The sequence below is a fragment of the Serratia sp. NA_13 genome (genome assembly GCF_052691735.1).
Genome location: NZ_JBQZFV010000017.1, coordinates 72,323 through 91,075 on the forward strand (window position 1 = coordinate 72,323; position 18,753 = coordinate 91,075).

At 48.3% G+C, this 18,753-nt stretch carries 22 protein-coding genes; all 22 read right to left on the reverse strand.

The window, feature by feature from the left end:
- Positions 1 to 64: 64 nt before the first annotated feature.
- Entirely contained in the window at positions 65 to 601 is a 537-nt protein-coding gene (locus ACUTSU_RS19650) for a hypothetical protein (RefSeq protein ID WP_445650891.1), read from the reverse strand.
- A 33-nt stretch (positions 602 to 634) separates the two neighbouring features.
- The gene (locus ACUTSU_RS19655; protein ID WP_445650892.1) at positions 635 to 1,180 is read right to left on the reverse strand and encodes a hypothetical protein; all 546 of its coding nucleotides are present in this window, start codon (positions 1,178 to 1,180) and stop codon (positions 635 to 637) included.
- 270 nt (positions 1,181 to 1,450) lie between these two features.
- Positions 1,451 to 2,701: a TadE/TadG family type IV pilus assembly protein gene (locus tag ACUTSU_RS19660; RefSeq protein ID WP_445650893.1), complete on the reverse strand. Its 1,251-nt coding sequence runs from the start codon at positions 2,699 to 2,701 to the stop codon at positions 1,451 to 1,453.
- The gene (locus ACUTSU_RS19665; RefSeq protein ID WP_445651145.1) at positions 2,677 to 3,027 is read right to left on the reverse strand and encodes a hypothetical protein; all 351 of its coding nucleotides are present in this window, start codon (positions 3,025 to 3,027) and stop codon (positions 2,677 to 2,679) included. Before ACUTSU_RS19665 ends, ACUTSU_RS19660 begins: the two co-directional genes overlap by 25 nt.
- 25 nt (positions 3,028 to 3,052) lie before the next feature.
- Complete coding sequence (tadF, locus tag ACUTSU_RS19670; protein WP_445650894.1) at positions 3,053 to 3,577, reverse strand: tight adherence pilus pseudopilin TadF; 525 nt, start codon at positions 3,575 to 3,577, stop codon at positions 3,053 to 3,055.
- Positions 3,578 to 3,605: 28 nt separating this feature from the next.
- Positions 3,606 to 4,094 (reverse strand): TadE/TadG family type IV pilus assembly protein, encoded by a 489-nt coding sequence (locus ACUTSU_RS19675; RefSeq protein WP_445650895.1) that lies wholly within the window; start codon positions 4,092 to 4,094, stop codon positions 3,606 to 3,608.
- Positions 4,094 to 4,720 (reverse strand): tetratricopeptide repeat protein, encoded by a 627-nt coding sequence (locus ACUTSU_RS19680; RefSeq protein WP_445650896.1) that lies wholly within the window; start codon positions 4,718 to 4,720, stop codon positions 4,094 to 4,096. The genes ACUTSU_RS19675 and ACUTSU_RS19680 overlap by 1 nt, the downstream gene beginning before the upstream one ends.
- Positions 4,721 to 4,817: 97 nt before the next feature.
- On the reverse strand, positions 4,818 to 5,660 hold the full coding sequence (locus ACUTSU_RS19685) for a type II secretion system F family protein (protein WP_445650897.1): 843 nt from the start codon (positions 5,658 to 5,660) through the stop codon (positions 4,818 to 4,820).
- The gene (locus ACUTSU_RS19690) at positions 5,657 to 6,532 is read right to left on the reverse strand and encodes a type II secretion system F family protein (RefSeq protein WP_445654621.1); all 876 of its coding nucleotides are present in this window, start codon (positions 6,530 to 6,532) and stop codon (positions 5,657 to 5,659) included. The genes ACUTSU_RS19685 and ACUTSU_RS19690 overlap by 4 nt, the downstream gene beginning before the upstream one ends.
- A 2-nt stretch (positions 6,533 to 6,534) precedes the next feature.
- Positions 6,535 to 7,815: a CpaF family protein gene (locus ACUTSU_RS19695; RefSeq protein ID WP_445650899.1), complete on the reverse strand. Its 1,281-nt coding sequence runs from the start codon at positions 7,813 to 7,815 to the stop codon at positions 6,535 to 6,537.
- A complete protein-coding gene (locus ACUTSU_RS19700; RefSeq protein WP_445650900.1) occupies positions 7,815 to 8,933 on the reverse strand; it encodes a tight adherance operon protein in 1,119 nt (372 codons plus the stop codon). Before ACUTSU_RS19700 ends, ACUTSU_RS19695 begins: the two co-directional genes overlap by 1 nt.
- Before the next feature lie 10 nt (positions 8,934 to 8,943).
- Positions 8,944 to 9,435 carry a hypothetical protein gene (locus ACUTSU_RS19705; protein WP_445654622.1) on the reverse strand — a complete coding sequence of 164 codons (492 nt, stop codon included), beginning with the start codon at positions 9,433 to 9,435 and terminating at the stop codon, positions 8,944 to 8,946.
- Positions 9,432 to 10,796, reverse strand: a complete 1,365-nt coding sequence (locus ACUTSU_RS19710) for a type II and III secretion system protein family protein (protein WP_445650902.1) — start codon at positions 10,794 to 10,796, stop codon at positions 9,432 to 9,434. The genes ACUTSU_RS19705 and ACUTSU_RS19710 overlap by 4 nt, the downstream gene beginning before the upstream one ends.
- 29 nt (positions 10,797 to 10,825) lie before the next feature.
- The gene (locus ACUTSU_RS19715) at positions 10,826 to 11,659 is read right to left on the reverse strand and encodes a pilus assembly protein CpaB (protein ID WP_445650903.1); all 834 of its coding nucleotides are present in this window, start codon (positions 11,657 to 11,659) and stop codon (positions 10,826 to 10,828) included.
- Positions 11,660 to 11,686: 27 nt separating this feature from the next.
- Positions 11,687 to 12,112: an A24 family peptidase gene (locus ACUTSU_RS19720; RefSeq protein ID WP_445650904.1), complete on the reverse strand. Its 426-nt coding sequence runs from the start codon at positions 12,110 to 12,112 to the stop codon at positions 11,687 to 11,689.
- A 37-nt stretch (positions 12,113 to 12,149) separates the two neighbouring features.
- On the reverse strand, positions 12,150 to 12,365 hold the full coding sequence (locus ACUTSU_RS19725) for a Flp family type IVb pilin (RefSeq protein ID WP_445654623.1): 216 nt from the start codon (positions 12,363 to 12,365) through the stop codon (positions 12,150 to 12,152).
- Positions 12,366 to 12,485: 120 nt separating this feature from the next.
- Positions 12,486 to 12,716: a Flp family type IVb pilin gene (locus ACUTSU_RS19730; protein ID WP_445650906.1), complete on the reverse strand. Its 231-nt coding sequence runs from the start codon at positions 12,714 to 12,716 to the stop codon at positions 12,486 to 12,488.
- A gap of 201 nt (positions 12,717 to 12,917) precedes the next feature.
- Positions 12,918 to 13,523, reverse strand: coding sequence for a winged helix-turn-helix domain-containing protein (locus ACUTSU_RS19735; RefSeq protein WP_445654624.1), 606 nt, complete (start codon positions 13,521 to 13,523; stop codon positions 12,918 to 12,920).
- A 605-nt stretch (positions 13,524 to 14,128) separates the two neighbouring features.
- Positions 14,129 to 15,319, reverse strand: a complete 1,191-nt coding sequence (lhgO, locus tag ACUTSU_RS19740; protein ID WP_445654625.1) for an L-2-hydroxyglutarate oxidase — start codon at positions 15,317 to 15,319, stop codon at positions 14,129 to 14,131.
- A gap of 2 nt (positions 15,320 to 15,321) precedes the next feature.
- On the reverse strand, positions 15,322 to 15,729 hold the full coding sequence (locus ACUTSU_RS19745) for a FadR/GntR family transcriptional regulator (RefSeq protein WP_445654626.1): 408 nt from the start codon (positions 15,727 to 15,729) through the stop codon (positions 15,322 to 15,324).
- Positions 15,719 to 17,677 (reverse strand): TRAP transporter permease, encoded by a 1,959-nt coding sequence (locus ACUTSU_RS19750; RefSeq protein ID WP_445654627.1) that lies wholly within the window; start codon positions 17,675 to 17,677, stop codon positions 15,719 to 15,721. The genes ACUTSU_RS19745 and ACUTSU_RS19750 overlap by 11 nt, the downstream gene beginning before the upstream one ends.
- Positions 17,678 to 17,686: 9 nt before the next feature.
- Positions 17,687 to 18,721: a TAXI family TRAP transporter solute-binding subunit gene (locus ACUTSU_RS19755; protein ID WP_445650911.1), complete on the reverse strand. Its 1,035-nt coding sequence runs from the start codon at positions 18,719 to 18,721 to the stop codon at positions 17,687 to 17,689.
- Between the last annotated feature and the right edge of the window lie 32 nt (positions 18,722 to 18,753).

Consider the following 18,753-nt stretch of genomic DNA (forward strand, 5'->3'; position numbering starts at 1 on the left):
GATCGCGCTTCCGAAGCAAATTACGGTGAGAGCTAATTTACGGTTCATGCGTCCCTGCTCTGGTTTAAAGTATTGGCGTTACCAATAGGGTAAAAGAGTTTGCATAGCTGCCCTGGGGGTAGTTTCCTGCCAGCGAATCAGATTTGAAACGAACTTTAAATCCTTTGCTTACGCTTGCTTCACCGATATTGTTTAATACAGGAATACGTAATTTTTCCAGGGCATTTGAGGGTGAGCCTTGATAGATAAAATCCCCCTGCAGATTGACTTTTTCTGCACCGCCGCTGATGGAGTTAAGGACAAACCCAACGTCTGAAAATAATACATTCGCATTTTCGATATTCCCCACGATATACAGGAGGTCGGTAGTTTGTTCAAAATGTTGAGAATAACCATTCACCGGTAACTCCAGGTCAATGCCAAATCCGGTTACGGGTTTTCCTTGATAATAAATTGCCAGGCGGGGGATGGATTCCGCGGCAATATTCAGGCTGACCTGTGCATTTGTGATGGCTAAAGCACTTCCATGTAATGACAGCGTCACCAGCAGAAATATAAAGGTGATTTTGGATTTAATCATGGCGTTAACAGAGCCGATCATTACGACCGACCCTGACCTAATAATATAAGAATGTTATGGTTTAGTGCTTATGTTCGCATAAACCACGCCACTGTAGTTACCTTGAGCCAGGGTGTCATATTTGCCATCTGACACGAACTGGAACACCACTGGCAGTTCGGAATGAGTCGTACCATTGGCGATCAGGGTATAGTCGTTAGAGACGCCGGAGGTCGCAAAGGTTTTGGAACCGGCAGAGGTTAAGGTTTTAATCTGATAACTCATAGGGTTAAGCGCTCCACCTTGGGTACTGTACAGCGTAAACGCCGAACCGCTGGTGGCCTGGCTGTCGTCCAGAACCATGGTGACGTCCAGTTTGCTCACATCGTTGTTCCAGATTTTCAACGCTGGCGTTTGCGCTTCCATATAACCGGAGGCTGCCGCCTTCATGACCACATCCAGATCGGTAACCGGACGGCCACTTGGATCGGTAATGTGTACGCTGTCTGGAACGTTAGCGCTGACGTTAAACTTGGTGTCATAGCTGGCAGGGGTTTCTGCCAGGGCAGCTGCCGAGAACATCAGACCTGCTAACACGGAAAGCGCTACTTTAGTTTTCATTTGAATATCCGTCCTTTGATAAGAAATATACTTATTAATACCGTGCACATAAAACACCACCATGCAGATGGCCATAATATATGAACGGTAGCCGTGTAATTATTGTCAGTAATGTTAATTATGAATCTACGACAAGGAATAACATCGAACAGTCATAAATTGTCACTCACATTAACTACGCAATAAGGCTAGCAAGGATATGTCGCCGTGGCTTGCAATCTACCCTCATTAATTCTGATTAAGTATTTTTCAACTGCCCTGAGGCGTGGATTAATCTTTTAGCGTGTTATGACCAACTTCTTCAAATACGGCGCGCCGCATATCATCTTCAAGCTGAGAGATATTCTGAGGGAGATAAAAGTTGCGCGCACCGACGCATTTAACCCAATCTACCGTGGGTTTATAGTCGATGCCAATAAAGGCAATTTTCCCCACAGACTCTTTGGTAGACAGCACACTGCGAATTCTGTCGCACATGCCGGCATTTAATAAGTGCGGGGTAATGTTGTTGGTCACAGGATCGTCCGTACCGTCAGAAACAATCACCAGTACTTTGCGTGAAGCGGTGCCCTTTGCCAGTTCTTGCACTCCTGACAATACGCCAGAACTGACCAGGGTACCGCCATGAGCGTTCATGCTTTGAATCTGAGAAATCTGCCCATAGTTTGACGTCAAGGGAACTACGTAGGTGTTAGTATTTTTCAGGCAAATACCATCGGCGACATTCTCCATGGGGAATTGCATGTCATGGACGGGGTTAGGTATCGCAGCCACCGTTGCCGGGAAATTAACGTAGCCTTCCAGTGCTCCAACTTGTTGCTGATCGCTCAGAATGTCCACGGGTACGGAGCGGTTGGCAACAAACTGTGGTGTGCAGGCCCCGCCGGATTTTGTTCCCCAGGCAAAGGGGGTAAAACCGACTTTATTGTCCATGTCGTAGTTATAAAGTTCGTTTGCCAATTGCAGGACTATGCGTTTGAGCTCAATTAATTTGGTACTGCCACCAAATGGAAAGTTCATAGAACCCGAAAAGTCGGTGACAAACATCACGTCAATATTGGAACGGTATTTGCGTGCGGCACCATTGTCACCAATCACCACCTGTTTATCAAAACTGGGAAACAGGGTGGATGAGAACCAGGAGTTTTGCAGCGTCTGGCCGCTGACTCGGTACTCTACATAAGCCAGTTTGCTGCCGCTGGTGGACATTCCGCGCAGGACATTAACCACGGGTTGATATACCGCTTCATCATGACGCATGTAAGCCCGAAACCAATCCTGGGACAGGGTGTAATTTCGGGGCATGCCCGCGCCGTTATCTTCAGCGGTAAGCGCCAGGGCCGCCTGTTCCATAGCATCGGACAGCCTGGCGCGTTCATCAATATAGCGTGAGCCCTCTAAACCAAATGCGGCCATGGCCAATAAAAAACCGGACATCATGACAAAGCTGATGGCAAAAGCGCCGCGTTGATCGTCATAAAAGCGCTGGTATAGCCTCAGTACTTTTTGATACATAGGCATAATTGATCCTTATTCCTTAAGGTAAATTGCGTTGTCGTTTCCCCATCATTGCGGCAAAAAAGATAGGGAAGTTTCCCTGGACGGAATTGGCCCACCGCCTGGCCTTTACCATCGCGTTGAAAATCCAATTCACCACTAAACGCCGGGCCGCGAGGGTTGATATCAAACACCTGCACCGCAACTTGGCGTCGCAGTGTGGGGCTATAAAATAGCGATTGATTGATTTCGGTAATTAGGTTCGTCTGCGCAGGGTCAGAAGAGTCGATAAAAATGACAGCCTGTTGTTTTTCAGCCCGTACCGGGCAAAGCGTCAGCAGGCTGAGCATGGTCAATAGTAGAAGTCTCATGACATCAACGCAGCATGACGATGGAGAACGAGGACATCAGTGGGGTTTGTCCCAAGCCAGTGGTCAAGCGGGTAAACCAACTCACCGTTGGCAGGCAGACTGTGACCTGATACAAGGGTACCCAACGACCATAACTGCCCTTTGGGGTCAATTGCTGCAGCGTTTGCAACGATTGCGGAGGGGCACAGCTTGCCGTCACGCCACTGTGCCAATTGCGGTAAAACTTCATTCGCTTACTGTCGTCCGAAAGATCTACCGGGTTGTAAAAGTGTATTTCTTCAACCGTGACGCCTAACTGGGACAAATCAGCTTTGTTGTCCATATCACTCAGAATACGCTGAGCCAATGCCCGGGATTGATCGACATCCTGTTGGGTCAGCTGTTCGCGCGCGTCATATAACTGAATACGCTCACGTAATACACCGGCCACCGAATATGAGACGCGATCCAATTTACCAATCATAGCCTGGCGCATTACCAAGTCCGCGAGGAAAAAGATAAACAGGAACAGCACCATGGATATCACCACAAACTCCACAGCCACTGAGGCGCGCTGATCAATCCATAAATTTCGAACGTTCATATTCTTGAACAAAGATCACCTCACGATCAAATAACGTATTAGCCCAACTGTTAGGGAAGGGGAGAAACATTGGCCGGTACTGATAGTTAACGCGATAGCGCGCCAGGGGTTTGTTACGAGCATTGCCGGCAGCCCCCCCTGTGGCGATCATCTGCGCTAATGAGTCGCTGTAAGTGATGTTAATCAGCACCGCATCCTTGTTGGTGAGGAATCCCCAAAGGGATCCCCCCTGTTGGGTCAGGCGCGCGTTGAAACGGGCGTTGTAACCTGCGGTACCCGCCGGCGCATTTTTCGCATCCTTAGCCGCTTCGGAAATCGCCAAATCGATAACCGAAGAGATGTAAGCCATGCGCGACATTTCAGCGACGAACAGCACCATAAACAGAAACAAAATGATGGTGAGGGAAAACTCGATGGTGGCTACACCATCTTGTTCACGCTTGAACCTACGTATCCTTTGCATCAGACCGTCCCTTTCCTCAGTGGCCCGACGCGACCAAGCGCGTCGAGTAACTCATCGGGATAATCGGACAGGTTCTCGTTTCTGAGAATGTCGCGGGCATAACGTATGTCGCCTACTTTCACCAGCGCTAACACCAGGTTGTGCAGCAGGTGGGGCTGTTTGCGGCCACGCAAATACTGTGGTAGCAACAGGCCAACGGCGTCCTGATAGCGTTGATCCAGCAGCGCTATCATCGCCAGATTGTTGATCGCTACGTCATCGGCAATAAACAGATCGCGGGCTTTCTGGATTGAGCCGCCGCCATCGCCCAGCTTGCCGGACAATGCCATGGCAATACCGCGCAGGTTATAGGCTTCGGCACTTTGAGGATCTCGTTCCAGCATGCGATCTGTTACGCGCTGGGCATGTAAATAGTCGCCCATCGCGATCATGTTCTGTGCTTGCAAGGTATAAACGTTGAGGTCCGGTTTGCTGGCCAGCGGCTGCAAATAATAAAGCGACGATTTGTAATCCCCAGAGAGATAATAATAACGCGACAATTTTAAACGGACGTTGGGATCTTCTTTTCCCTTCAACCAGCTACGGTAAAGATTAATCAGTTCATTGTAATTTTTGGCTTTTAGCAAGATGTCTTCCTGAAAAGTCAGATCACTTTGTGTTTTCGGTGTTGGAGTAACACAGCCGCTGAGTAACAATATATATAATGCAAGAGGAATGATTTTTTTATAGCATGGCATGTTTCATAATCCTTAAAATACCCGGTGCAGCAATTAATACTGTGATAGGAAACATAATAAAAAGAATTAATGGCACGCTCATTTTTGCTGAGAGATTGCCTATTTTTTCTTCCGTGATTAATAATTGTAATTCTCGAATGTCTTTCGATAGCTCCATCAAATTCTCATAAAGCGAGGTTCCATAATGCACACTCTGCTGCAGGGTAGCGCAAAACATGCGCATTTCGGTCATATCCATTGAACGGTAAAGTTCTGCCAATGAGTCCTCCAGCCCACTGACCTCGGCTTTCTTCACCACCAACTTGATTAGGCTGGCGAGATTGCAATCCATATCATCAAAGCGCTCGCCGATGTATTTCAGAGCGCTCTCTACTGTCATGCCTGACTGTACGCACACGGCTACCAGATCGATAAAGTAAGGCAGGGCATCCAGCATCCTTTTGATTCGAGTGGTGATCGCGGGCTTTAGCAATAAGCCAGGCACGATAATGATAAGTACAAATACCAATAACAGCAGCATTGCCAACGCACGCATAGAGACAGGAAGTATGCCAACCAATTTTAACGCCAGCATAAACAATCCCATACCGAGACAAATACGTAGCTTCATCTCCAGTTTTTTATCCAGATTGTCGAGAAACGTTAACCAGCGGTCGTTATGAATGATCAACGCCCTATAGTCGATCTTCGCCATCATCTTTTTTCCGCTCTCATCGTTGGCGTGTTCGATGATTTTTTTCTGGCGCATTACCTTTTGTTGCTTTATCAGTGTCACTGCGCTCAGATAAACGCCGAATATAAATATAAAACCATATATCCAATCCATCATACGGCCCTTCTTAACATCGCCCAGATAATTAGCATGCCAATACCCTCACTGATAATCACGTAGTACAGGATCAAGCGGCCAGTGGGATCGTTAACCACAAAGTCAAAGTTTTCCGGGCTAAAATATCGCATGCCGAAAAAGAACAGCAGAGGAATGGCGGCGACGATTTTTGCCGACATCCTAGCTTCTGATGTCATGGCATTTTTTCGTCGTGCCATATTTTTGCTGCTATTGATAATGCGTGACAGCCGACCGATTAAAATTCGTAACTGACCACCGCGTTGAATACTGACTAGCATAACCACGATAAAGAAATAAAACTCACGATAGCGGTAGTTCTGCCAGGCATCATTAAAAACCCTTTCAGGCTCTTCACCCAGATTCAGACGCCGATCAATACGGTTGAAAGTGGCTCCCAAATCGCCCTCAATGCTCTCCCCGCAGCGATTTAAAGCCTGATGAATACTGTTGCCTGCAGAGACTGAAGCGTTGACTACCGATAACACCTCGGGGAAATGCTCTTCGAAATACCTGCGATGTAGCGTACGGCCGATACGAATTTGGCCTATGAATAACATCAGCAGAGTCAATGGCGCAAAAAGTAATAAATCGAACATTAACCAATGAGCATTCACCAACAGTAACGTTATTAATATGACCATGGCTATAATCAGGCTACGGCGCCCACGCCAGGTGTTATCACCCAATGCGTATAATTTCCACTCGGCAATTAACTCGCGTAAAGAAAATAACTGTGCGATCTGCGGGGCGGGGCGTTTTGTCTCATTAGCGGAGAGACGGGATAAACGTCGCAAAATAATGATATTGTAGCCGAGGATTAACAGGCCAATAATCAGGATGAAATAAAACATATTTACTCCATGCCAAATATTTGTTTAAGTTCGTCGCTGAGATTGAAAAGGATAGCGTTTTGCATCACGGTTGAGCGCACCAGTAATCCGTCATTAATAAACTGTCCTTTAATTTTTCCGTTTTCATCCCGTTCGTTCTGGCTTTGGAAGTGAAAGATATCCTGCAAAATAATGCGATCTCCTTCAATGCCCATAATCTCACTAATGTTCATTATTTTTCGAGAGCCATCATTTAATCTCGATACCTGAATAATAATGTTGATTGCAGAGGAGATATTTCGCCGGATTGACTCCATCGGGATATTCATCCCGGCCATCATTACCATGTTTTCCAGACGCGCAACCGCATCGCGCGGGTTGTTGGCGTGCAGGGTTGACATCGAGCCATCGTGGCCGGTATTCATCGCCTGCAACATCTCGAAGGCTTCTTCGCCACGACATTCGCCAACGATTATCCTGTCGGGGCGCATACGCAGTGAGTTGATCAACAGTGAACGCATGGTGATCTGGCCGGTGTTTTCTACCCCTGCCAACCGGGTTTCCAGGCGTAACACATGGGGCTGCATCAAGCGCAATTCAGCCGCATCCTCCATGGTGATAATTCTTTCACTTTCATCAATATATAGCGAAAGTGCATTCAGCAGGGTGGTTTTCCCCGAGCCGGTACCGCCAGAGATGATGATGTTCACCCGACAACGAGCAGCAACGATCAGGAAATTGGCCATTTGGCTGCTCATGGCACCTGAACTGATGAGATCGACCAGTTGCAGGTTACTTTTGCCAAACTTACGAATTGAGATTGAAGTACCGTCCAGCGAGATGGGGGCGATGGCTACATTAAGGCGGCTGCCATCCGCTAAACGCGCATCCACCAGTGGACGGCCTTCATCCAGACGTCTTCCAACCCGTTGTACCAGGCGTTTGGCAATGTCGGTCAACTGACTATTGTTAATGAACCGCTGTTTAGTCAGTTCCAGTTTACCGAAGCGTTCAACAAATACCCGTTCCGGGCCGTTGACCAGGATGTCACTAACGGTTTCGTCCTCCAGCAGGGGGCGTAACGGGCCATAACCACCGATCTCATCCGCCATTAGCTCAGCCATCTGGTGTTGAACCTGGGATGTCAGATAAATGCTTTGTTGTTCAACCACCCGCTCCAAAAGGCGGTTCATTTCTGCAATCATCTGTGGACGATCGTCAATCATGTGCTCGATCTTATTGATTTCAATGATTTTCAATACGCTGTCGCGCAGGTTTTCTTGTAATTCAATCGCGATATCCATTATCTCTCCTGGCGCTGGCGTGTCAGCAGGCGACTGACTAACGATGTCTGAGGGCGTACTGCAGATCCCAAAACATACTGGGTCAGCTTATCGAGTGGCGAAAGGCTACGTACAAAGCGTGAGTGCTTGCTCTTCGTTGGATTTCTTTGCTTGTTATAGGGGAAGGTTACGTCTATCGGGCGGCCTAATAACGCCTGAATATCATCCTGGCTTACGGCATTCACCGCGACGGGGCGGGTGTCATTCAGGCACAAAAACAGGCGGCGGGAAACGCGACTGGTACGCTGTAACAGTTCAATATTTTCGATCATGTTCCGTGCAACCCGCACCGATGCCATTGAGCGATCAAGGATCAGTACCAGACACAGGGAGCTTTCCACTAAATGGCGTAATAGCTCCTTATCGGCGGTATTGATCGATTGCTCGAACAACACGAAGTTGTATTTCTGCAATGAGTCATGTTTTAGATCCGGAAAGCGCTGGCTATCGCTGCTCATCAGGTCAAACTTTTTATGCACCGGTGTGATTTCCTGGGGCAGTTTTTTGCCGGCATGCAGATCCAGATCGCGCGAGCCACTGGCTCCCTGAATAAACAGGGTTGGCATATGCTTGAGACTAACGATTTCATTGGCAAGCTGATAACCGATAGTGGTGCTGCCAACGCCGCCTTTACAACCCAGGACGCTGATACTGACCGCCTGGCGATTGGTTTTGAGTTCAAGCCCTGCTACGGTCGCCTGCACCATCAATTCTTGCTGCGTACTCAGGTTGAAATAACGAATATTGTGACGGGCAAACGCCTGTGCCAGCGCAATGGAATCACTGTCCCCAGCGACGCAGCACCAAACTTCCCGTGGGATGTGGACCTGCAAAGCATGGATAATTTCGTCCACCTGCTCATTGGTTCCAATATCCACCACCACACCGCTGGCATTTGACGGAATATTGAGGCTATTTGCCTGCATAAAGTCCTGCATCAAGCTTTCAACCGTGCTGAAGCCCACTAGGCGGAACTGTTCGCTCAGCGGGGTATTCACCTCCTGCCGGGAGGAGATGATATAAAATTTCTTTCCTGCGGGATCAATATTGGCATCTGCCTTTTGTGGAAATAACAACATTTATCTTTCCTTAGAAATAATATTGAAACGGGCTAACCAGGGAGATGCTACGGGTGTTATTCACCGCACAACCCAGTGTGGCGTGAGTATCAAAGTGATAGTTCTGGTTTTTATCGTCGCATTCCGGTAGCCGTAGAATGACGCGCTGCACCGTTATTTGTATGCCACTGCTCCCACGGGCCCGATATCCACCGGCGTCGCGATCCAACAAGATGCGGTGGGGGGCGACACCTTGTTCGATCAACGCATTGCGCAGCAATTTAGCGCTTTCGGCAAAGCGGTCATTGGTCCAGGTCAGTTTGATATTTCCGTTAAAATCGCGGGAAATTCGGGACATAATTTTCCCCACCATGACCTCGCGTGCGATGACATCTGTTGAGTCGATATTGAATTGTTCTATACCTAACGGTGAGTTCCCCGCTGGGAGGGGAGTTGAGTTGGCAAAGAGATAAAAAGGCAGCACCAGCACCACCAACCACCACAAAGGTTTGAAACTGATCATTTGATAAATCCTCCCTGTTCAATGAACTCTTGCGCACGTTGCTTATCTCGACGATCGCTGATGCCGTCGAAGTTCAGGAATCTGGCCCAGGTTGAAGTGCGATTGAAGTCAGGCACCACGACTTCTCTCGGGGCGACGGGTTTCACCAGATTTACCGTGGCGACGACTATCAACTCACCACGGGTACGTTGACTTGAAGCATTACGGAATAACGCACCCAAAATAGGCACATCGCCGATAAAGGGGATTTTGGCGAGCGCTTCACGTTCGTTATTGCTGATCAGACCACCAAGCAGAAAGCTTTCGCCATCGGCTAATTCCACGGTGGTTTTTGCACGCCGGGTCTGGAAAGCGGGGAAGGAGTTACCGGCATCAGTGCTATAAGTTTTATCTACGTTGCTGACCTCTTCGCCGAGGGAAACGCGGATTTTTTTACTGCTGCTGACTTTGGCGCCGATGTTCAATTTGATGCCAAACTCTTTGTACTGCACGTTGGTGCCATTATTGGAGGTAGTCACTACCGGAACTTCACCGCCCACCAGAAACTCGGCGGTTTCGCCCGACAATACCGAGAGGTTCGGCTCTGCCAGGACGCGCGCCACAGACTCATTACTGATCGCATGAACCAGGGTACTGAGAGAGTCGGCGTTAAATTTTACAAAGCGGAACATGCCAGGGGTGATGTTCCCTGCTGAACCGCTGATGGTGCCCCAATCGATACCGACGTTATCGGTAAAGGCCCGTGAAACCTCGACTACCGACAGTTTGACGTTGACCTGATTGGTGATGGGTAGCTCTAATTTATTGATCACACTTCGATAGAGCACCTGATCCATTTCAGAGCTGTCGTTATTACCCGAACTGCTGCTGCCACCGCTATTGCCGCTCACATCCGTGACCTGTTTTTTATTGATTACCGCCTCGGCACCAATTCCTTCACCCACCACCTGATAGATGCGATCTTTGGCTTCTTCGGTCGGTGCCGTGCCGGAAATAATGTAGGTTTTGCCCATTTTCTGGATAGTCACATTACTGTCTGGGAATTCCTGGTTAATGCGGTTATGTACGCTGCTTAATACCGAGTCCACTACCAGAGTGGTTTTTAACACCTGATCACCGTTTTTATCGAAGGCAATTAAATCTGTACGGCCTTCTTCCTTGGCGTAAGCCACAAGGCTTTTATCGCCAATCAGTTCATAATCGGCGATATTTTGTGCAGAAATAAAGACGGTATCGATGTTTCCCTGTACCTGAATGACTCTGGAATCTCCGGGAGCCAGATAAGTTTCACTTGCATGAGCTAATAGGGTGGCCAGGCCACAAAGTGCACCAGCAATACTTCGGTAAAAAGCCTTATTCATCTTCATTCCCTGTAGTAAATATTTAAATATCACTTGCCGCCTCTCAGTTCTTTGACCGAGCGGAACTGAGGCAGCACATCATCCATTCTTAATTTCTTTATTGCTTTTGAGTCCCCCCCTTCCGGGAAAATAAATATTTCGCCTGCTTTTTCAATTACTCTTAGTTCGGCCAACTGCTTTTGATTAAGTCGGATAACTATTACGCCAATAGGTGTATTTTCACGGCCATATTGGGGTTGATCATTGCTCTTATCCACCTTGAAACGTTTACTTTCTAATACGGTTATCTCTTTAAATATTCTACTGACAACAAATTTTTTTAATTCTTTGTCTGCACTGACACTGCCTTCAGGAACTAATCCGATATTATTTTTTTTAGTCTTATCGACCTCGGTCACTCTGATATAAAGAGAGACTTTATCCCCGGTGAAAGTTGATGAAAGTAAATAATCATCACTGTTACTGATTGGGAGTGAATAGGGCATCTCATCCGCTCTTAAACTGTGCTTGGCAAAGTCAGGGCTGGAAGGCGCTTCTAACATACTTAATGATAAATAGTCGTCTTTGCCGATATTATTTCTCACCAAGTATCCACGAATACTGCTGTCAGGAACTGATGTGATATCGCGAGGGTCATTGATATCTTTTGGTGCGCTAACGGAGATGACTTTATAATCACTTGGGTTGATTATATCGTAGGGTTTCAAATCTCTTAGCGCTTGTGCGATTAGGATTGTATGTTCGCTCTCTACATTTTTTTCTTTTTGTATCTCATTGTTTGGCTGGCGATTTTGTAGAAAAATTCCGGTTATGCCGACGCCAATAACAACAATTGAAATAAAAAAAATAACTCTGTTATTCATGTGGTGATTCCCTTCTTTTTAAAAGTCCTAAACTATGTGGTAGGAAAAAATGAAAGCCAGCGATATGGCGACCCCATAGGGAATACCATGCTCTTTGGTGTTTTTATGGAAAAAAAACAGGCCGATTAATGCTAAAAAACCACCTAGTAAGGCGGTAAGTAACAAAAATGAATAAAAAACGTCTGTGGTACAGGCCAACGCCAGAGTGGCTATCAGCTTGACATCTCCAGCCCCCAGAACCTTGGCAAGAAACAGTGGAAAGCCGATCAGTAACACGGCGGCTGAAAGAATAAGATTAGGTTGTGCGCCCGACAAAAAAACCATTGGGCACAGGGCCAGGATCAAGAAAGCCAGGTTGCGATTGCGGATCAGGCGAGAGGTAACATCTTGCCATCCGATGATCAACAACAGTATCGTAACTATATACGAGTTTATTGCCAGTAACACGTCCATGATTTAGCTTCCCTGTCGTAATCAGTGAAAATTTATTTCAATACTCAACCGCTATCATTTTTATCGTTGCTACTATCTGTTTGAATGCATCATTTAATGCACCTAATAAACCTGAGTTTTGATCTCCCAGTACGATGGTCAGCAGGATGGCTATTGCGACGGCAATCATTGCATATTCAAGTGTCGTAACTCCTTTTTGCGAACTTAAAAAGTGAAAGACATTATATTTATAAAATATGGCAAGTGTTAACATGGTTTTCTCTGGCAATGTTAATTAAAAAATAATTTTTATAGCCACTCCGCTAGTGAAGACCGGATAACAATGGTCTTCACTAGCGAATTTAGTTATGTCATTAACAAAACTTTTTTATCTTTACGATTTGGAAATGGTGACGCTTTTTATTGCCGCAGTAATAGCCTGGAATGTCTCATTCAGTGCTCCCAAGAAACCCGAATTTTGATCGCCAAAGATAAAGGCTAATAAAGTTGCCATCGCGACCCCAATCAATGCATATTCGATTGCAGTGACACCAAGCTGGTCGTTAACAAAATTTTTAATGCGTAGTTGAGTTGATGCGTAAATTTTAGTGATGCAGTTATTCATATTTATTCCTTGTAAACCCGAAGCATTGCCATACCCTTCGGTATAAATTAACGTTATTAAATAGAAAGTATCAACGATGAAACTTGTGAGTAAACTGGTAAAAATAGATTAACCAGCATCACTGTGTTGACGAGGGCTATTTAACGCTATTAGAGTTTAAGAGTCTTCATTAGAGTCGTTATTATTCATTGTTTACTCTCACTATCTTTTCCAAAGAATAAAAAAGACCACAAATAGGGTTGTTAACCAACAAACAGCTAATACTGATAATACTGAAACAAATATATTCCAGCTACGTGAGTGATACCATTCCCCCATGGCTTTTCTAAGGCCTTGCGGTTCAATAATTTCAGACAACGATGAGTTATGGCTACCGTGTTCCTGCTTTTTTTGAAACGACCCCTCTAAAGAGGTATTGTTTTTGACATCATGGTCTTCAATTCGAATCGCTATTCTTTGAGGGGCGGGCTCAAGAAACTCACCACAGGCAACATAACCAACGTACTTTACCCCCTTTCTTGGTATCGTCTTGATCAGCGTGTTGGGGAGGCCGGCCAAACTAAATGCTTTTCGTAATAGGTAAAGTTGTCCGTAATAGCTACTTTCACTTACCGATCCTCTTTGTTCAGACCAAACTTGGTTGATCAAATTTTGTTTGTCGGTTTCACCCTTTAATAAAAGAAGTAAAAACCGATAACTGTTTTCAGATAACTCTATGACCTTTCCCCCAGTAGCCACCAGGCAACGCTTTGCAGGTATAAATTGCACTCCTTGATCGAGGGTGAACATTTGGTTTTCTTGATCCATACAATCCATGTGGAGACTCCATTACTAGCAAGCATTAGTTATCATTTGATTTGATTGCATATTAGAATCTTATTGTTCATCAAGTCAACCTCTAGTACTTTTTTGTGTTTTTTAATTCTTTGCTGTGGTTATTTGAATTTCATTATGATACGTGCAACAAAGTATATTTATAACTCATTAATTCTCATAACTCATTTGATGGTTCTAAGTGTGGTTTATGGAGGCTAGAAGCTATTTCCCCAGTGCGGTTATATGTTATGTCTGAAAATAATTAACTTTAAAAACATGCACATGGGTTTTTTATGTGAGAGGGGTGGCGACTGTGATTAGGCGGGGTTTGGTGAGGTATTATGTGAGGGGTAATTTAAAAATAATATTCTGTGAGGATTGGTGAGATAAGTTTTATTATGAATTTTCTCTTTGTGCGTGTTTTGTAAAAAATAGATGTTTTGATATTGGAATGTGATTGACTTAATTTTTTTACGCTGGGATTAAAATCCCCAATACGAATTTCGGGGATTAAGAGATAAGAGAAAATTTATAAATATGAGTCAGGATTATTTCAACGTAACTCATTGTATTCGGCAAACATGAGCTAATGACGCTCAGAGTGCAGCAAGATGCTGCCGCACGATCTCACGGCCTATCTCCAGCGAGGCGGTTGCCGCCGGGGAAGGCGCATTGCAGACATGCAACGAGCGGCGGCCCTTCACAAAATGAAAATCATCCACCAGTTTGCCGTCGATGGTCAGTGCCTGAGCACGAACGCCAGCTGGGCCGGGCTGAATATCTTCCTGTTGCAAATCGGGGATCAATCGGCGCGCATTGTCGGTAAAACGTTGCCGCGACAAAGAACGACGGACTTCTGCCAAACCCTCACCCAAGTAGTTGCCGGCAATTTTCCAGAACCCGCGATAGCTGAGTACTTCGCTCAGATCCCGCAGGCTGAAGTCACATTTGCGATAACCTTCGCGTTTGAATGCCAGCACCGCATTAGGACCAACGTCGCGCTTGCCGTTATACATGCGGGTGAAATGCACGCCGAGGAACGGAAAATCCGGGTTGGGTACCGGGTAGATAAGGTGATTCACCAGGTGGTTTTTCTCTTGGTTGAGCACGTAATACTCCCCACGGAACGGCACAATCTTCATCCCGGTTTGGTAACCGGCCAGGGCGGCGATGCGGTCACTGAACAGGCCGGCACAGTTAACCAGCCATTTGGCCTGATACTGCGCATGTTGGGTACGAACACTGACATCGCTACTACTTTCACTGATGCTTTCGACCTGTTGCCCATAGTGGATCTCGCCGCCGCGTTGGCTAATGATCTCCGCCAGCTTTGCCGCCACCTGGCTGTAATTGACGATACCAGCGTCCGGTATCAACAGTGCTTCAAGCCCGTTGACGTGCGGTTCGCGCTCCCTGAGCTGCGCCTGCGACAGTCGGCTGACCGCCAGGCCGTTTTGCAGCCCGCGTTGGTAGATGTTTTCCAGTAAAGCCAGTTCTTTCAACTGGGTGGCGACAATCACCTTGCCACATTGGTCGTGATAAAGGCGGTGTTCGCGACAAAAGGCGAACATGCTTTGGTTGCCCTGTTTTGCCAGCCGCGCCTTCAGGCTGCCGGGGGCATAGTAAATGCCGGAATGCACTACGTTGCTGTTATGGCCACTTTGATGTGCTGCCGGGCCGCTCTCTTTTTCCAGTATCAGAATGCGTTGTAACGGGTTGGCTTCTTGTAGCGCATTGGCAATGCCCAGCCCGACCAGACCGGCACCAATAATGATCACGTCATGCATGGTTACCCTAACTCCTCATTACCCAGGCGGCGCAGCTTGCCGCGTACGTTGCTGAGATGGCTCTGCATGGCGGCCATGCACGCTGCCTGTTGCTCAATCACCTCGCGCATTTCCAGCAGAGACTCGACCTCATTGGGGTCAGCAACTTCCATCACCAATGGCTGGTACTTGCTCAGCAGCGAGTGCTGTTCCACCCGGTGGCCGCCGCCCTGACGCGAAGAGATAATACCGCTGACCTCCAGTATGCCGAGCGCTTCACGCACAGGCACCCGGCTGACGCCAAATGCCTCCGCCAGCGTATTTTCCGACGGTAGCTTTTCCCCGACCGGGAAGGTACCGTCGCTGATGCCTGCTTTCAACTGCGCCAGCACCTGATGTGAGGCTTTCTGACGCGTGACTTTATTGACCATCCAGCGCCCCCTGCGCAGTGTTTCGTCTGAAACGCAACAGATGTACCGATGCTGCGGTAATAATCAGAGCCGCACCGCCCAGATCGGTCAGCAGGCCCGGTTTAATCAGCAGGATAGCCGCTACGGTGAACAGTATCCGCTCCAGCCAGTGGGTTTTCATCATCCAGAAATTGGCGCTGGCGATCGACAGTGCATAAATCCCTACCAGCGCACTGATCACCATATGGATCACCGACAACGTGTTGAGATCGTCACCCTGCATCAACAGCATCGGGTTGTAGACCAGAATAAACGGGATGATAAAGCCCGGTAATGCCAGCCGTACCGCGTCCCAGGAGGTTTGCATCGGATCGGCGCGGGCAATGCTGGCGGCGGTGTAGCTGGCCAGTGCGACCGGCGGGGTGATGTTGGACAGGGCACCAAACCAGAACACAAAGAAGTGTGCCGCCAGCGGCATCACACCGGCCTTGATCAGGATCGGGGAAACGGTGACGGCTACTACGATATACAGTGCGGTTGAGGGCAGGCCCATGCTCAGCACAATACACACCAGCATCACCACCAGCAGGATCATCCACAAGGTGTTGTTGGTCATGGCGACAATATTGAATGCCAACGTTGAACCGATGCCGGTCATGGTCACGACACAGATAATCACCCCGATAGCGGCGCAGGCCACCGTCACCTGGATGGAGCCGCGTGCGGCATCATTGAGTGCTTCGGCGATTTTCTTCGGCGTCATGCGCACCGAAGTATCTGGGGCTAACCAACTGGCGACGATGATCGAAATAATGCCGAGGAACCCGGCGTAGATCGGTGTTTTACCCAATAACAGGGTACCGATAACAATGATCAGCGGCAGCAACAGCAGCCCACGCGCTTTCAGCACCGCCTTCACTTGAGGGATGTTTTCTTTGCTGATGCCTTTCAGACCCTGCTTTTTGGCCTCCAGATCGATGGCAATAATCAGCGCCGCGTAGTACAGCAGTGCCGGGATGATGGCGGCAATCACAATGGTGGTGTAAGAAATGCCGAGGAAGCCGGCCATGATAAAGGCCGCCGCGCCCATAATCGGTGGCATGATCATGCCGCCGGTTGAGGCGGTGGCTTCAACCGCACTGGCGAAGCGTGCCGACAACCCAATGCTTTTCATCAGCGGAATGGTGAAGGTGCCGGTGGTGGCGACGTTGGCTACCGCACTGCCGCTCAGGGAGCCAGTCAGCGCCGAAGAGATCACCGCCACCTGCGCAGGGCCACCACGACGGCGACCCGCTATCGCCAGTGCCAGATCGTTAAACAATGCGGTTGCACCGCTGACGCTGAGAAATGCGCCAAACAGGATAAATACCACGATGGCGGTGGATGCGGTGGAAAGGGTGATGCCGAAGATCCCTTCACTGGTCATAAACAGCCGGTACAGCAGGCGTTCGAACGAAAAACCGCCGTGGCCGAAAATACCCATAAAATATTGCCCGAACAAGGCATAAACCATGGCGAAGGTCGCCAGACCGGGGATGAAGTAGCCGGTGGTGCGGCGTGCGGCCTCAAACAGCACGCCAATGCCGATCACCGCCATCACATAGTCGGTGGTGTTGGGAATACTTTTGCGTACTACGTGCAAATCCAGATAGCTGGCGTAGAAATAGCCGTAGCTGACCAGCGTCAGAATGATAAACAGGTAGTCCCAGCGGTTGAACTTGCTGGTGGCGTAACGGCGTGAAAACGGGAACAAAATAAAGCCCAGGATCAAGATACCGCTGAGGAAGGTGGTATTGCGGTAGAACTCCTGGGTATTCGAAAGCGCGTTGGAGTAAATGGCATAGACGGAAATGGCGATCGCCAGCAGGGTGGCCAATTGCAAATAGATACCGCTCAGCGGGCGGCTACCGGCTCCGGCTTCCTTATCCAGTTCGCTGGCATCTTGTGGTGACAGGTTGTTGGTGTTCATACGGCCTCCTTAGCGATTGGCGGTCAGCGTCGCCGCTTCCGGGGGGATCAGATAGTCGGGCACGCTGACTCCGGCCTCCAGATAATACTTGTAGGCGCCGATGTGCAGTGGCACCGAAACCCCTTTCAGCGCGTTCTCCAGCGAAATGTATTTGGCGGCGCTGTGCACCTGATGCACTTCCGGCAGGTTTTCAAACAGGGTTTTTGTCAGGTCATATACCAGCTTTTCATCCAGCCCATTCAGGGCTACCAGAATATTGGGCTGGGCGATGGTGGCCACCGCTTTGCTCTGCCGTGGATAGGTATCGGCCTTGATATCAAAGCGGAACCAGGAATTGGCGATAGCGTTGATGCTGGCCAGTTGTTCATCGGTCACGTCCAGAATGCGTGAGGGCACACCGCTGGCATACATGTCGGTGACTGCCGCTGCCGGTACCCCGGCGGGCAAAGCACCTCCGTCGAGCCGACCGTCGCGCATGGCGGACACAGTATCGCCGTAACCCAGATATTCCGCCGTCAGTGACTTCTTGCTCAGGTTAACCCCCTGCAAAATGATCAGCGTCGATTGCTCGGTACCGCTGGCCTGCGGTCCTACCGAGAAGCGGGTGCCGGCGATATCGTTCAGCGTGCCGTCTTTCACCTTGTTTTCCAGCATCACAAAATGTTCCACGTTGGGCCACAACATCGATATCGAACGCAGGTGGCTGTAGGCACGGTTTTCAAAATTACGGACGCCTTCATAGGCCTCGACGGCGATCAGGCTTTGCAGGATCGCCAATTGCGCCTCGTCTTTTTGCAGCAGGTCGATATTTTCGATCGAACCAGCGGAGGATTGACCGCTAACCTGAATACCGTTTTGCTTTAACCGGTTGCTCCAGACGTTAGCCAGTCCGACGCCCATCGGGTAGTAAGTACCACCGGTGGAGGCGGTAGCAACTGAAAGGAAGGTTTTGTCGGCATTTTCCACTTTTCCGGCTACCGCCAGTGCGGCGACGGCAGCCATCGTGCCCGCAATCAGTAACAGTTTGATTTTTCTATTTTTCATTATTTTCACCAAAGGTTTTTGAAACAAATAGA

What these genes read in the sequence shown, in the direction of transcription:
- ACUTSU_RS19650 (WP_445650891.1), bottom strand. Translation starts at nt 601, where the DNA reads ATGATCGGCTCTGTTAACGCCATGATTAAATCCAAAATCACCTTTATA.
- ACUTSU_RS19655 (WP_445650892.1), bottom strand. Translation starts at nt 1,180, where the DNA reads ATGAAAACTAAAGTAGCGCTTTCCGTGTTAGCAGGTCTGATGTTCTCG.
- ACUTSU_RS19660 (WP_445650893.1), bottom strand. Translation starts at nt 2,701, where the DNA reads ATGCCTATGTATCAAAAAGTACTGAGGCTATACCAGCGCTTTTATGAC.
- ACUTSU_RS19665 (WP_445651145.1), bottom strand. Translation starts at nt 3,027, where the DNA reads ATGCTCAGCCTGCTGACGCTTTGCCCGGTACGGGCTGAAAAACAACAG.
- ACUTSU_RS19675 (WP_445650895.1), bottom strand. Translation starts at nt 4,094, where the DNA reads ATGCAAAGGATACGTAGGTTCAAGCGTGAACAAGATGGTGTAGCCACC.
- ACUTSU_RS19685 (WP_445650897.1), bottom strand. Translation starts at nt 5,660, where the DNA reads ATGATGGATTGGATATATGGTTTTATATTTATATTCGGCGTTTATCTG.
- ACUTSU_RS19690 (WP_445654621.1), bottom strand. Translation starts at nt 6,532, where the DNA reads ATGTTTTATTTCATCCTGATTATTGGCCTGTTAATCCTCGGCTACAAT.
- ACUTSU_RS19695 (WP_445650899.1), bottom strand. Translation starts at nt 7,815, where the DNA reads ATGGATATCGCGATTGAATTACAAGAAAACCTGCGCGACAGCGTATTG.
- ACUTSU_RS19700 (WP_445650900.1), bottom strand. Translation starts at nt 8,933, where the DNA reads ATGTTGTTATTTCCACAAAAGGCAGATGCCAATATTGATCCCGCAGGA.
- ACUTSU_RS19705 (WP_445654622.1), bottom strand. Translation starts at nt 9,435, where the DNA reads ATGATCAGTTTCAAACCTTTGTGGTGGTTGGTGGTGCTGGTGCTGCCT.
- ACUTSU_RS19710 (WP_445650902.1), bottom strand. Translation starts at nt 10,796, where the DNA reads ATGAATAAGGCTTTTTACCGAAGTATTGCTGGTGCACTTTGTGGCCTG.
- ACUTSU_RS19715 (WP_445650903.1), bottom strand. Translation starts at nt 11,659, where the DNA reads ATGAATAACAGAGTTATTTTTTTTATTTCAATTGTTGTTATTGGCGTC.
- ACUTSU_RS19720 (WP_445650904.1), bottom strand. Translation starts at nt 12,112, where the DNA reads ATGGACGTGTTACTGGCAATAAACTCGTATATAGTTACGATACTGTTG.
- ACUTSU_RS19725 (WP_445654623.1), bottom strand. Translation starts at nt 12,365, where the DNA reads ATGTTAACACTTGCCATATTTTATAAATATAATGTCTTTCACTTTTTA.
- ACUTSU_RS19730 (WP_445650906.1), bottom strand. Translation starts at nt 12,716, where the DNA reads ATGAATAACTGCATCACTAAAATTTACGCATCAACTCAACTACGCATT.
- ACUTSU_RS19735 (WP_445654624.1), bottom strand. Translation starts at nt 13,523, where the DNA reads ATGGATCAAGAAAACCAAATGTTCACCCTCGATCAAGGAGTGCAATTT.
- lhgO (WP_445654625.1), bottom strand. Translation starts at nt 15,319, where the DNA reads ATGCATGACGTGATCATTATTGGTGCCGGTCTGGTCGGGCTGGGCATT.
- ACUTSU_RS19745 (WP_445654626.1), bottom strand. Translation starts at nt 15,729, where the DNA reads ATGGTCAATAAAGTCACGCGTCAGAAAGCCTCACATCAGGTGCTGGCG.
- ACUTSU_RS19750 (WP_445654627.1), bottom strand. Translation starts at nt 17,677, where the DNA reads ATGAACACCAACAACCTGTCACCACAAGATGCCAGCGAACTGGATAAG.
- ACUTSU_RS19755 (WP_445650911.1), bottom strand. Translation starts at nt 18,721, where the DNA reads ATGAAAAATAGAAAAATCAAACTGTTACTGATTGCGGGCACGATGGCT.